This window comes from Streptomyces sp. NPDC096339 (genome assembly GCF_044762985.1).
GTDB lineage: Bacteria > Actinomycetota > Actinomycetes > Streptomycetales > Streptomycetaceae > Streptomyces.
In genome coordinates this window covers 19455-32048 of sequence record NZ_JBIWFI010000034.1, presented here as the reverse complement: position 1 = coordinate 32048, position 12594 = coordinate 19455, and the positions used below count along the sequence as shown (strand labels likewise).

General features: G+C 72.2%; 12 protein-coding genes. 3 read left to right on the top strand and 9 right to left on the bottom strand.

Annotated elements, in window-relative coordinates; all coding sequences use genetic code 11:
- Position 1: 1 nt before the first annotated feature.
- From ligA to ACIQ5Y_RS31440, 6 genes are all read right to left on the bottom strand, one after another.
- Positions 2-1312: a protocatechuate 4,5-dioxygenase subunit alpha gene (gene ligA / locus ACIQ5Y_RS31465; protein ID WP_403888032.1), complete on the bottom strand. Its 1311-nt coding sequence runs from the start codon at positions 1310-1312 to the stop codon at positions 2-4.
- A 24-nt stretch (positions 1313-1336) separates the two neighbouring features.
- On the bottom strand, positions 1337-2257 hold the full coding sequence (locus ACIQ5Y_RS31460) for an amidohydrolase family protein (protein WP_403888029.1): 921 nt from the start codon (positions 2255-2257) through the stop codon (positions 1337-1339).
- 2 nt (positions 2258-2259) lie between these two features.
- A complete protein-coding gene (gene ligK, locus ACIQ5Y_RS31455; RefSeq protein WP_403888026.1) occupies positions 2260-2949 on the bottom strand; it encodes a 4-carboxy-4-hydroxy-2-oxoadipate aldolase/oxaloacetate decarboxylase in 690 nt (229 codons plus the stop codon).
- A 16-nt stretch (positions 2950-2965) separates the two neighbouring features.
- Entirely contained in the window at positions 2966-4015 is a 1050-nt protein-coding gene (locus ACIQ5Y_RS31450; RefSeq protein WP_403888023.1) for an amidohydrolase family protein, read from the bottom strand.
- 24 nt (positions 4016-4039) lie between these two features.
- A complete protein-coding gene (locus tag ACIQ5Y_RS31445) occupies positions 4040-5251 on the bottom strand; it encodes a 4-hydroxybenzoate 3-monooxygenase (protein WP_403888020.1) in 1212 nt (403 codons plus the stop codon).
- Positions 5252-5385: 134 nt separating this feature from the next.
- Complete coding sequence (locus ACIQ5Y_RS31440) at positions 5386-6153, bottom strand: IclR family transcriptional regulator (protein ID WP_403888017.1); 768 nt, start codon at positions 6151-6153, stop codon at positions 5386-5388.
- Positions 6154-6229: 76 nt separating this feature from the next.
- Here ACIQ5Y_RS31440 and ACIQ5Y_RS31435 point away from each other — a divergent pair, with 76 nt between their 5' ends.
- Positions 6230-6925 (top strand): substrate-binding domain-containing protein, encoded by a 696-nt coding sequence (locus ACIQ5Y_RS31435; protein ID WP_403888014.1) that lies wholly within the window; start codon positions 6230-6232, stop codon positions 6923-6925.
- An 86-nt stretch (positions 6926-7011) separates the two neighbouring features.
- Here ACIQ5Y_RS31435 and ACIQ5Y_RS31430 read toward each other — a convergent pair whose 3' ends face one another.
- Positions 7012-8274 (bottom strand): MFS transporter, encoded by a 1263-nt coding sequence (locus tag ACIQ5Y_RS31430; RefSeq protein WP_403888012.1) that lies wholly within the window; start codon positions 8272-8274, stop codon positions 7012-7014.
- A 116-nt stretch (positions 8275-8390) separates the two neighbouring features.
- Between ACIQ5Y_RS31430 and ACIQ5Y_RS31425 the strand changes: the two genes are divergently transcribed.
- A complete protein-coding gene (locus tag ACIQ5Y_RS31425) occupies positions 8391-10127 on the top strand; it encodes an immunity 49 family protein (protein WP_403888213.1) in 1737 nt (578 codons plus the stop codon).
- A gap of 121 nt (positions 10128-10248) precedes the next feature.
- On the opposite strand, the gene ACIQ5Y_RS31420 is transcribed toward ACIQ5Y_RS31425, so the two are convergent.
- The gene (locus ACIQ5Y_RS31420; RefSeq protein WP_403888009.1) at positions 10249-10821 is read right to left on the bottom strand and encodes a hypothetical protein; all 573 of its coding nucleotides are present in this window, start codon (positions 10819-10821) and stop codon (positions 10249-10251) included.
- A 123-nt stretch (positions 10822-10944) separates the two neighbouring features.
- Between ACIQ5Y_RS31420 and bla the strand changes: the two genes are divergently transcribed.
- Entirely contained in the window at positions 10945-11835 is an 891-nt protein-coding gene (bla, locus tag ACIQ5Y_RS31415) for a class A beta-lactamase (protein WP_403888006.1), read from the top strand.
- A 49-nt stretch (positions 11836-11884) separates the two neighbouring features.
- Here bla and ACIQ5Y_RS31410 read toward each other — a convergent pair whose 3' ends face one another.
- A complete protein-coding gene (locus ACIQ5Y_RS31410) occupies positions 11885-12565 on the bottom strand; it encodes a response regulator (RefSeq protein WP_403888003.1) in 681 nt (226 codons plus the stop codon).
- Positions 12566-12594: the final 29 nt, after the last annotated feature.

Below are 12594 nucleotides of genomic sequence, written 5' to 3'. Positions count from 1 at the left end.
GTCACTTCACTCCTTCGGCGGGCTCCTGGGCCCGGGGGTGGTTTTCGAGTATCAGATGGCCGACGGCGGTGTTGGACGCCGGCACGTGGTAAAAGCGGTGCTTGACCTCGACGTGTCCCGCCCCGTCGAGGTCGCTCATCGCCCCGCGGGCGATCAGCCACATCACCAGCTCGATGCCCTCCGAGCCCGCCTCCTCGACGTATTCGAGGTGCGGTACCCGCGACAGACCGACGGGGTCGGCGACGAGCCTGTCGAGGAAGGCGTTGTCCCATTCGCGGTTGATGAGGCCGGCGCGCGGGCCCTGCAGCTGGTGGCTCATGCCGCCGGTGCCCCACACCTGGACCTTCAGTGGCCTGTCGTAGGACTCGATGGCCTTGCGCAGTGCCCGGCCGAGTGCGAAGCAGCGGGCGCCCGAGGGCACGGGGTACTGCACCACGTTGACGTGGAAGGGGATCACCTTGCACGGCCACTTCTCGACGTCCCCGAACATCAGTGACAGCGGGACGGTGAGGCCGTGGTCGACGGCCATCTCGTTGACGAGGGTGAGGTCGAAGTCGTCCCTGATGAGGGAATGCGCGATGTGGGCGGCCAGGTCGGGGTCGCCCTCGATGCCGGGGACCGGGCGGGGCCCGTAGCCCTCGTCGGCGGTGGGGTAGGCGGCGCCGGTGCCGAGCACGAAGGTCGGGATCAGCGACAGGTCGAAGGAGGTGGCGTGGTCGTTGTAGACGAGGAGGATCACGTCGGGGAGGTTCTCCTCCTCCCACTTCTTCGAGAACTCGTAGCCCTCGAAGACCGGCCTCCAGTAAGGCTCTTCGGTCTTGGCGTGGTCCATCGCCGCGCCGATCGCCGGCACGTGCGAGGTGAAGACCGCTCCGGTGATCACGGCGTGCTCGGACGGGGGTGCCGGATCGGCGTGCGCCGCTTCGAGGACCGCGTGGTCGATGCGGTTGCCGTCGACCGGGCGGCCGCCGCGGACCATCATGTCGCGGTACTCCTGTTCGGTCATGCCGGTCATCGATCCCGCCATCTGCTGGAACGAAAGGCCCAGCGTCGCACCCCACTTGGCGAGGAAGTAGATGTTCCCGCCCTCGCGCATCGCGGCGTTGAGGTCGCGGTCGAGCAGTGCCCGCTTCTGCTCCTCCCGCAGCGGCCACGCGTCCAGGTAGGCGCGTTCGTCGGCGAGGTAGAGGGCACGGTTCTCGGCCGTCATCAGCGACATGCAGAACTGGTTGAGGTGGTAACCCTTGGCGGACTGTTCGGCGTCGAAGACGGTCGTTCCCGGAACGAGCTTGTAGCTCTTGTCCAGTGTCACGGTGGGACTCCAATCGTGGGGCGGTCAGCCCGCGTCCGGCCAGTACAGGCGCATCGGGTTGTCGACGAGGAGCCCCTGCCGCAGCCGTGGGGTCGGCGCGATCCGCGGGACGAAGTCGACGAGCAGGCCGTCGTCGGGCATGTGGTCGGTGAGGTTCGGGTGCGGCCAGTCGGTGCCCCACAGCACCCGGTCGGGGAACTCCTCCACTACGCGCCGCGCGAAGGGAACGACGTCGCGGTAGGCGTCCTGCTCGCCGTCGAGGGCGGGCGGGCCGCTGACCGACAGCCGCTCGGGGCAGGTCACCTTGCACCAGATGTCCGGCCTGGCCCGCATGAAGTCCAGGAACGCCTCGAACTCCGGGCCGTGCGGGTCCTTGGTGACATCGGGCCGGCCCATGTGGTCGACGACCAGCGGCACGGGGATGGAGAGGAGGAAGTCGCGCAGGTCCGCGAGGTCCGCGGCCTCGAAGTAGACGACGACGTGCCATCCGTAGGGCGCGATGCGCTTGACGACGTCCCACAGGTCCTGGCGCGGAGCCGCGTCGACGAGTCGTTTGACGAAGTTGAACCGCACGCCGCGGACGCCCGCCTCGTGGAGCTCGCGCAACTCCGTCTCCGGAATCCCGGGCCGTACGGTGGCGACCCCCCGGGCCAGGCCCCCCGAGGACCGCAGGGCGTCGACCATGGCGCTGTTGTCGGCGCCGTGGCAGGTCGCCTGCACCACGACGCTGCGGGAGACGCCCAACCGGTCCCGTAGCACGACGAGTTGACTCTTGGACGCGTCGCAGGGCGTGTACTTGCGCTCGGGGGCGTAGGGGAACTCGGCGCCGGGACCGAAGACGTGGCAGTGCGCGTCGACGGCGCCCTCGGGCAGCCGGAACCGGGGCCGGCTGGGATCGGCGTACCAGTCCAGCCAGCCGGGGGTCTTCTCGAAGCTCGTCGTCATCGTCAGTCCTCGTAGCGCAGTCCGAGCTCGGCCAGCGGGCCGCGCATGTCGTACATGTCCAGGCCGAGTTCGCCCGCGCGGAACCGCGCGCGCTTGCTCTCCTCGGCCGCCTCGCGCCGTGCCGCGGCCCCGGCTACCTCGGCGGCCCGCTCGCGTGGCACCACCACGACGCCGTCGCGGTCGGCCACGACCACGTCCCCGGGCCTGACCAGGGCGTTGGCGCAGACGACCGGGACGTTGACCGAGCCGAGCGTGGCCTTGACCGTGCCCTTGGCGTTGACCGCCCGTGCGAAGACGGGGAAGTCCATGTCCTCCAGGTCGGCCGCGTCGCGTACGCCGCCGTCGATGACCAGGCCCCGGCAGCCCCGGGCCCGGAACGAGGTGGCGAGGAGGTCGCCGAAGAATCCGTCCTCGCTCTCGGTGGTGCAGGCCGCGACCACGACGTCGCCTTCGCGTATCTGCTCGGCGGCGACGTGGAGCATCCAGTTGTCGCCGGGTTGCAGCAGCACGGTCACGGCGGTGCCGCACAGTCGCGCCCCCGCGTAGACGGGGTTCAGATAGGGGCGCATCAGCCCGGTCCGGCCCATGGCTTCGTGGAGGGTGGCCACGCCGAACGCCGACAGTGCGGCCACGTCCTCGGGGGCGGCGCGGGTGATGGACGTGTGGACGACACCGATCTCGGTGTGCTCCATGAGGGTTTCTCCTGGGTCAGTGGCCGACGGCGCCGGGCCGAACGGCGGCGCGGGCGGCGAGGCGGGCGGCGAGGCGGGGGTAGACGCGCAGGGCGTTGCCGGAGTAGACGGCGGCCCGTTCGTCGTCGGTGAGGTGCGCGGTGGCCTCGACGTACCGCCTCGTGTCGTCGAAGTGGTGGCCGGTGCGCGGGTCGATGTCGCGGACGGCGCCGATCATCTCGCTCGCGAACAGCACGGACCGGCTGGGGACGACCTGCGTGAGCAGGTCGATGCCGGGCTGGTGGTACACGCAGGTGTCGAAGGAGACGTTGTCGAGCAGCGTCTCGGGGTCGGGGCGGCCGAGCGCCATCGCCAGACCACGGAACCGGCCCCAGTGGTAGGGCGCCGCTCCCCCGCCGTGGGGGATCACGAACCGCAGCGACGGGAAGTCCGCGAACAGGTCGCCTTGGACCAGCTGCATGAACGCCGTGGTGTCCGCGTTCAGGTAGTGGGCTCCGGTCGTGTGGAAGGCCGGGTTGCACGAGGTGCTCACGTGGATCATCGCGGGGACGTCGTACTCGACCATCGCCTCGTAGAGCGGGTACCAGCTGCGGTCCGTCAGTGGCGGCGCGGTCCATCCGCCGCCCGACGGATCGGGGTTGAGGTTGACCGCCACCGCGCCGAGCTCCTCCACCGCGCGGCGCAGTTCGGGCAGGCACGTGGCCGGGTCGACGTCCGGCGACTGCGGCAGCATGGCGGCCGTGGCGAAGCGGTCGGGGTAGAGCCCGGCGACCCGGTGGACGAGGTCGTTGCAGATCCGTGCCCACGTCGCGGACACCTGGAAGTTCCCGATGTGGTGGGCCATGAAGCTGGCCCGGGGGGAGAAGACCGTCAGGTCGGTCCCGCGCTCGTCCATGAGGCGCAGTTGGTTGCTCTCGATCGCCTGGCGGAGGTCGTCGTCGGTGATGACGAGCTCGTCCGGGTGCGGGGCGTCCGCGGGGGATCCGGCCGCGGCGACCTGTCGGTCGCGCCACTGGGCCAGTTGCGGGGGCGCGGTGGTGAAGTGCCCGTGACAGTCGATGATCATGGGGGTTCCTGGGGGTCGTCGGTTTCAGCCCTGGGAGGCTGCGGGCCAGCCGGTGTACTGCTCGGCGAGGTAGGTGCGGCCGGCGCGCGTGCCCAGTACGTTGTCGAGTTCGCCGAGCCCTCGGCGCAGGTCGAACGGCGAGCCGCCGGGCGGGGTGTGCAGCAGTCGGGTCATCCAGTGGGAGAAGTTCTGCGCCCGCCAGATCCGCCGCAGCGCACGCGGCTCGTACTCCTCCAGCGCGGCCTCGCCCTCGGCGCCGAGCGCCCGGACGAGGACGCCGGCCAGGACCTTCACGTCGTGCAGTGCGAGGTTGAGTCCGCGGGCGCCGGTCGGCGGCACGGTGTGCGCGGCGTCCCCGGCGAGGAGCATCGAGCCCCAGCCCATCGGCTCCTGCACGAACGAGCGGAAGCGCAGCACCGACTTCTCCAGGATCGGGCCTTCCTTCAGGCGGAAGCCGTCCTCCCCCGCCACCCGTGCCCGGAGCGTCTCCCAGACGCGCTCGTCCGGCCAGGCCTCGACGTCTTCGTCGGCGGCGCACTGGAAGTACATCCGCTGCACGGTCTCGGTGCGTTGGCTGATCAGCGCGAAGCCGTGCTCGGAATGGGCGTAGACCAGCTCGGGTGCGCTCGCCGGCGCCTCGGCCATGATGCCGAACCACGCGAAGGGGTACTCCTTGCCGTACCGCACCCGCCGGTCCTCGGGGACCAGGTCCCGGCACATGCTGCGCGATCCGTCCGCGCCGACCACGTACCTCGCCCGGATCTCGTGCCGGGCCCCGTCGGGCGCGGTGTACCGGACCCGCGGAGCGCTGGTGGTGATGTCGAGGACCTCGGTGTCGCGGACGCCGAAGTGGACCGTGCCGCCGTCGCGTTCCCGTGCGTCGGCCAGGTCGGTGAACACGTCGGTCTGCGGATAGAGCCACACCGACGCGCCCACCAGCTCCTTGAAGTCGATCCGGTGCGGCCGTCCGCCGAAGCGGATTTCGATCCCCTCGTGCTCGTGTCCTTCGCGCAGGATCCGGTCCGACACCCCCGTCTCCACGAGGTCCCGGGCGGCATCGGCTTCGAGGATTCCGGCCCGGTGGGTCGTCTCGATCGCGTGCCGGGTGCGGGTGTCGAGGACGATCGTCTCGATACCCGCGCGCCCCAGCAGGTGCGCCAGCATCAGACCGGCGGGGCCGGCTCCGATCACGGCGACGGGAACCCGGGCAACGGTATCGATGACGGCGTCGGCCATGGCTTCTCCTGGGCAACGGTGAACGTGGTGGACACGTCGAACGTTGGCAGCCGCGGCCGCGACCGGTCACCGGCGTTTCCGTCAGGCGGAAGCCGGATCGGGTCGCAGCCGGTCAGGTCTCAGCGCGTCAGGTCTCAGCCGGTCGGGCGGGTGCGTCGGCCGAGTTCGTCGGAAATCCCGTACGCGGCCCTCAGCAGCGGTTCGCGCAGCCCGCGCGCACGATCCGCGCTGCGCATGGTGATCACGATCCCCAGAGCGGCACTGACCGGCCCGCTCCGGCCGATCCTCACCGGTGCGGCGACCGCGACCGTGCTCTCCGAGAGCTGCCGGTCGCTGACGAAGACCTGCTCGCGGCGGATGCGGTCCAGCTGCGCGCGGAGCGTCTTCGGGTCGGTGACGGTGTGCGGGGTCCAGGCCCTCAGCGGGGACTCGAGCACCTCGTCCTGGATGTCCGACGGCGCGTGGGCCAGCAGTACGCGCCCCATCCCGGTGGAGCCGATCGGGAACCGGCTCCCCACCATCGTCAGCAGCTCCACCGACCGGTGCCCGGCGATCCGCTCGACGAACACGAGCTCCGTACCCTCGCGCACCGCCAACTGGACGTTCTCGTGGGTGGCCTCGTAGAGGTCCTGCATGAAGGGCAGCGCCACGTCGCGCAGGATCTGGGTGCGCGGACACCCCGAGGCGATCTCCCAGAGCCGCAGCCCGACGTGCCACGACCCGTCCTCCGCGCGCTCCAGAGCCCCCCAGTCCGCCAGTTCCGCGACGACCCGGTGCGCCGTGCTGAGGGCCAGGCCGGTGCGCTGGGCGATCTCCGACAGTGTCTGCGACGGGTGTTCGCGGTCGAAGGCCGAGAGAACCTCGAGGACCTTTCCAGCTGCCGTGCTCCGGGTTGCGCTCACGCGGCCAGTCTCGCAGACCCTCGTTGAGGCCCGGCGGCAGGCGTCGTACGATCTGCCGCACACCAAGGAGGCGATTGTGAACCCGGAGATACGTGGGCTCTCCTCGATGGCGACACGGCCGGTGCTGGCCGATCTGTCCGAGCGGTTCCGGCCGGCCGACGGACTTCCCGTGCGTTTCGAGGCGGGGGGCGGGGTCGAGGTGGCGCGCCGGGTGCGCGAGGGCGCCGAGGCCGATCTGCTCGTACTCGCCGACGGGGCCGTGACCGCGCTGGCGGAGGAGGGGTACCTCCTGGCGGACACCGTGCGTCCGCTGTGGATCTCCCAGGTCGTCGCCGCCGTGCCGGAGGGGGCACCGGTGCCGGCGCTCGGCTCGGCTTTGGAGCTGCGATCCGTCCTGGAGGCTGCCGGGGGCATCGCCTACTCCACCGGTCCCAGCGGAACGGCCCTGATCGAGCTGATCGGCCGGCTGGGCCTCACCGGCGCGCTCGCCGGGCGGCTCGTCCAGGCACCACCCGGGGTGCCGGCCGGCAGCCTGTTGTCCTCCGGAAGGGCCGATCTGGCGTTCCAGCAGCACAGCGAGCTGATGGACCTGCCGGGCGTCGTCGTCGCCGGCCCGCTGCCGGGGGACGCGGCCATCAGCTCGACGTTCAGCGGAGCCGTCCTGGCTTCCGCTGCCCGGCCGGACCGTGCTCGTGAAGTCCTCGACTTCCTCGGCTCCGAGGCGGCCTGCGAGGTCGCCCGCGCCAGGGGGATGCGGCCCGCCGGGACGTAGGCCGGGCGCATCGGCGCGCGGTCGGGCCCGTGCCGGACTCCTCGGCAGGCCTCGGGGGAACGCGTACGCCGGGAGCCGGCGTCCGGCTACGCCCGCGCCTCGATGGGCTCGGCGGCCCCTGCGCCCCGCGCGGGGCGGGTGCGCGTGCCCCAGCGTTCGAGCGCCGGGCCGGCGGCGCCCACGGCGGCGAAGAACCCTCCGAGGAGGAGCCAGCCGGCCGTACCCGCTCCGAGCACGATGGTGGTGAGGATGGCGGGGGCGAGCGCCTGGCCCCCGCTGAAGCCGAGCCCGAGGAGCCCCTGGTACTCGCCCTGGGCGTGCTCCGGTGCCAGGCCGAAGCCGAGGGCGAAGCCGGCCGAGGACTCCCAGATCTCCCCGAGACTGTGGACGAAGATCGCCACGACCACGAGGAGGGCGGCCGCCCATCCGGGGGTGTGGGCGGTCAGGGCCATCATCGGACAGCTGAGGAGGAAGAGCAGGCCTGCCGTGCGGAAGGCCCTGCCTCCGTCGCGCGGGGTTTCGATGCGCGATCCGATCCTGGTCTGCAGGAGGACGCAGACCCCGGAATTGATCGCGGACACCGCGACCACCGTCCAGCGCGGCGCGTTCGTGTGCTCGGAGATCCAGATGGGCAGGAGCAGGGAGACCGTCGCGTACTGCAGCCCCATCGCGCCGTAGAGGACCGTGAAGGTCACGTACGGGCGGTCGGCGAGGGCCGGCCGGCGGCGCGCCCGCGCCGGCGGCGCCAAGGGCTCGTAGTCGGGCAGCAGCAACAGCAGCAGGGAGCAGAGCGCGAAACTGGCCGCGTTGCCGAGGATCAACACCACGTAGGCGGTGCGGCTGTTCGCCGCGACCGCGAATCCGGCACCCGCGGTTCCCAGGACGACGCCCAGGTTGACGTACGTTCGGAGTTTCGCCCTGAACAGCGCCGGGCGGTCGGTGCCGACCCGGCCCACGAGGGCTCCCCAGGCCGCGCCGCCTACGGCCGCGGCGAGCTGGTCGACGGTGGCGACGACCGTGAGGCCGGACCAGCTCTCGACCAGCACGAGGGCGGCCATCGCCGACGCCTGGACCGCCAGGGCGAGCATCATGACCGTGCGCGGGCCGCGTCGGTCGGCCAGCCGGCCACCCGGTATCCCCGCGAGCAGGCCCACCAGTCCGGCGACGGTGAGGGCGGCGCCCACCTGGGCCGCCGGGAGGCCCACGACCAGGGTGAAGTAGAGCGCCGACGCCGTGTTGAAGAGCCCGTTGCCGACTCGGTTCACGAAGCTCGCCAGGATCAGGACGCGCTCCGCCCTGTTGCTCCCCGCGACGGCGGCGATCCGGCCCGGCCCTCTCCCCCTGGTCATGGGCGCAGACTAGCAGCGGCCCTTACGATGCCCGACGGGGCCCGCTCCGGCAGCCTTTAGGCTGTTCCCGGGATTCGATCAAGGAGCGGGACGAAGTGCGGATAGAGCGTCACCAGGTGGGCGGGGCCGCCGTGTCGGCAGCGCGCGAGGACTTCACGAACCGGATCGGGGGGCAGGTGCGGTCCATGTCGAGGGGCGGCCGGATGACCACCTACGAGTGGCAGTCGATCTCGGACGAGTTCCTCGACTATCTGGGCGCCCTCTCCGTGGAGACGCCCGACCTGGACACCCCTGAGGCCAAGGCCGCCCTCGACGACGCCTCCGAGGCCGCGGCCGGCGCCGTCGCCTACGCGGCGTACCACCCGCACTGCAGCTTCCAGGTCTTCCTGGAGTACGTGAACTTCGGCATGAGCTACGACCCCGGTGACGACGAACCCGAGGAGAGCGTCACGCCCGGGGAGTGGACCGACGCGCTCTGCCTGGCGGTCCTCAGGGGCAAGGCCAAGTGGCACGGCGAGGCCTTCCACTTCGCCCGCGACAAGTTCGCCGCGCGGGCGCAGGGAACTCCTGTCGGCGAGCTCGCCACCGGGTTGATGGCCGTGGTCCTGGACGACACGGGCGACGACGAGGAGTACCCGCCGAGCGCGCGGGCCAAGCTCGCCGCCGTCGACGCGGCCCTGGCGCGGATCCGGACCCGCGCCGAGGAGACCGGCGAGCCCCTCCAGGAGCGGCCGGACAGCGCGGCGCTGCGTACCATGCGCGCCTTGGCCGCCGAGGACCGGGACGCCTTCGACGCCGCGCTGGCCGGCCTCCTGACCCGGCACGCCGCCCTGCACGGCTCCACGACTTCCCCGAGGAGCCTCCTCCCGCTCGTCCCCATCGCCCTCGCCGCGCTCGCGTACCGGACCCTGGGCTGGGCCCCGGCCGTCCGCAGCGGCTACCTCCCGCACGCGCTGGTCACCGGCTTCGAGACCCGGGGCCCGCGGGTCGGGGGCTTCGGCCGGGACCGGCGGCCGGACGCGGTCGCCGAACTGGCCGCCGGCCCGCTGGTGGTGGAGCGACCGGCCGGCGATTGGACGGTGAGCCCGCAGACCGAGGCCCATTACGGGCAACGGCTCGAGGAGGCGTTCACCCCGGCCGACGGGAAGCCTCCGCGCGTCTCGCGGCTCGACAGCGTCATGGGAGACCAGGAGCGCCTCTTCAAGTGGCGGGCGGGAGAGCCCGGCGGAGTCACGGACGCTCAACTCGCGCGCCTCAGGCTGGTCTCGCAGATGGGGGCTGCCCTGTTCCGCTCCGCCCTCGCGGAACCGGGCAGCGAGGCCGAGGTGACCATCGACGGCCGCAGCCTGCGCTACCCGGCCCAGCGGGAGAGGGAAGCCGGCGCCGGCAATTGGCAGACGGCCGCCGCCTTCGCCCTGATCACGGGCGCCCGCGAGGACCTCGCCCCGCTGGTCCTGACCGGCCCCACCTTCGCCGGGACCGACGGATCCGCCTTCGGCCCGTACCGCGAAGCCCTCCACGCCTACCTGAAGGGCGACGACCCCGAGTCCGCCGCGCAGCGGGCGCTGGACCAGGCCGAGAAGGCCAAGGACTGGGGCTTCGCGATGCCGCCGGCCGTGCTGCTGTCGCAGCTCGTGGAGGGCGACGAGGAGAGCTTCAACCTCGCCCTGGCCGACGCGCTCGAAGCCCATCGCGCCTACTACCAGGTCGCCGACCGCGCCGACGACCCCGACGCCGCCGTCAACGTCGACATCCTCGCCCTGGCCTGCCACGCCCGCCGCCGCGGCTGGACCATCCGCGTCGAATCCCCCTACCTGCCGCAGGACCTCCTGCGGGCCGCTGCGCCCTTCTAGCGGGCGAGGTCTGCTCCCCGCCGTGGCCGGCCGCGATCACGTGGCCGGCCACGGCTGCCGGGGGCTGCGGGTGGCCGGGGGCTGCCGGTTGCCGGGGGCTGCGGACCCCGGTGGGCGAGCCCTACAGCGCCCCGTCCGCGGCGCGGTCCAGGAACGTCTGCAGTGCGGCCAACTGCTGCTCCACCGCCTCATTGAACTGTGCGCCCGCCTTCTTCACGTCGACGCCTTCGGGGCCCTGGGCGACCCTCTCGTTCGCCAGCCGTCCCACGCGGGCCGTGAGGGCCTCCAGCTCGTCCAGGTCCTGCCTGCCCTCGTCCGTCGTCACCAGGCGGACCGTCGTGTAGGCCCGCGCGAGGTCCGTGTTGGCCGGTGCGTACCCGTTGGCGAACGCGCGCTGCCTGTCCTCCTCGGTCTTGGCCGGATCGAGGCTCGTCCTCAGCAGTTGGGTGGCCTGCTGTACGAACTTGTTCACGCTCGTCGAGAGCTCGACGTACGCCTCCCGCCGGATGTCCGCGCGGCGCGCCTCGGCCTCGGTCCGGTGCGTGTCCTTGGCCTCGAAGTAGGCCAGCGTGCTTCCCGTGAGACCCGCCAGGGCGCCGATCAGCGCTCCGGCGAGAACGGCGAGGGTGGCCCCCCGCTGCTTCGGCCGTCCGGTGCTTCCGTCGTCGCCCGCCTTCTCCTGCTTCTGCGCCATGACGTACCCGTACCGCGGCGGACGGGGCCCGGCACGCCCGACGGCCGACTGTGACCCCAACGGTCCGCTCCCTGCGGATAGCCTCGGGACGGCCCGTCGCATCCGCATAAAAAGGACTTCCCCGTGGCCCTGACCCGACGCGCCTCGCTCGCCGCGCTGTCCACCGTCGCGCTCGCCCCACTGCTGGGCGCCGCCACGGCCGAGGCCGACACCACGGCCAAACCGCGCACCACGACGGCGGACGACGCCTTCGCCCGCCTGGAGCAGGAGTTCGACGCCCGGCTCGGCGTCCACGCACTCGACACCGGCAGCGGGCGCGTCATCTCGCACCGCGCGGACGAGCGATTCGCCTACGCCTCCACCCACAAGGCACTCGCCGCAGCGGCAGTGGTGAGGGAGAACTCGCCCCAGGGCCTCGAACGAGTCGTCCACTACACCCGGGACGACCTGGTCACCCACTCTCCCGTCACCGAGCAGCACGTCGGCACGGGCATGACACTTCGCGCGCTGTGTGACGCCGCAGTGCGCTTCAGCGACAACACCGCCGGCAACCTGCTCCTGCGGGACCTGGACGGACCCAGGGGTTTCCAGTGCTTCCTGGCCGATCTGGGCGATCACACCACGCAGGCCGACCGCTGGGAGACCGCCCTCAACGAAGCCACGCCCGGGGACCTCCGCGACACCAGCACCCCGCGCGCCCTCGCCGGCGACCTGCACGCCTGCACCCTCGGCGACGCCCTCGGCGCCGAAGGCAAGGCCCTGGTCATGGACTGGCTGGAGCGCAACACCACCGGCGACGACCTCATCCGCGCCGGCGTTCCCACCGGCTGGCAGGTCGGAGACAAGACCGGCACCGCCGGCTACGGCACGCGCAACGACATCGGCGTCATCCGGCCACCGCGTCGCGAGCCGATCGTCCTCGCGGTCCTCTCCAGCCGCTCGGCTCAAGACGCCGGCCACGACGACCGCCTCATCGCACGAGCCACCGAAGTCGTGGTCGCCGCGCTGCGGTAGCGCCCCGAACGGGCACGGGTCGTCCGGCAGCCGTGTGACGGCGCCCGGTTCAGTCGCGGCGCGGCAGCGTCAGGCCGGCCTCGTGGGCGGCTACGGCCGCCTCCACTCGGTTGCGGGCGCCCAGTTTCGTCAGGACGGCGCTGACGTGTGCCTTGACGGTGCCCTCGACGAGGTGCAGTCGGCTCGCTATCTCGGCATTGGACAGCCCTGAGGCGAGCCCTGCCAGGACTTCGCGCTCGCGCGCCGTGAGCCGGTCCAGGGAGCGGTGCGGGTGTGCGGTGCGGTGCGCGCGCAGGCCGGCGATGACCCGGGCGGCGACTCGGGGGGAGAGGTAGGCCCCGCCCGCGCCGACCGCCCGTACGCCGTTGAGGAGTTCTCTGGGGTCGTCCGCCTTGAGCAGGAATCCGTCGGCGCCTTCCTCGAGTGCCCGGGTGATGTACTCGTCCTGGCCGAAGGTCGTCAGCATGATCACACCTACGGTCACCGGTTCTCGGCGCAGCCGGGCCACCGCCGTCAGTCCGTCGAGGCCGGGCATCTGGATGTCCAGCAGGACCACGTCAGGCCGGTGTCGGCGGGTGAGTGCGAGGGCCTCGTTGCCGTCGCCCGCTTCGGCGACCACGTCGACGTGCGGGTCCCGGGCCAGGATGGCGCGTACGCCGGCCCGGACCATTGCCTCGTCGTCGGCCACCAGGACGCGTACGGGCCGGCTGTTCGGTGTCGTCTCTTCCACGCGAGGAGCCTACGGCCGGCTCACGGCCG

Bases quoted from the DNA above. Each gene is read 5' to 3' on its own strand.
- ACIQ5Y_RS31460 (WP_403888029.1), bottom strand. From the start codon at position 2,257: ATGACGACGAGCTTCGAGAAGACCCCCGGCTGGCTGGACTGGTACGCC.
- ligK (WP_403888026.1), bottom strand. From the start codon at position 2,949: ATGGAGCACACCGAGATCGGTGTCGTCCACACGTCCATCACCCGCGCC.
- ACIQ5Y_RS31450 (WP_403888023.1), bottom strand. From the start codon at position 4,015: ATGATCATCGACTGTCACGGGCACTTCACCACCGCGCCCCCGCAACTG.
- ACIQ5Y_RS31445 (WP_403888020.1), bottom strand. From the start codon at position 5,251: ATGGCCGACGCCGTCATCGATACCGTTGCCCGGGTTCCCGTCGCCGTG.
- ACIQ5Y_RS31430 (WP_403888012.1), bottom strand. From the start codon at position 8,274: ATGACCAGGGGGAGAGGGCCGGGCCGGATCGCCGCCGTCGCGGGGAGC.
- ACIQ5Y_RS31420 (WP_403888009.1), bottom strand. From the start codon at position 10,821: ATGGCGCAGAAGCAGGAGAAGGCGGGCGACGACGGAAGCACCGGACGG.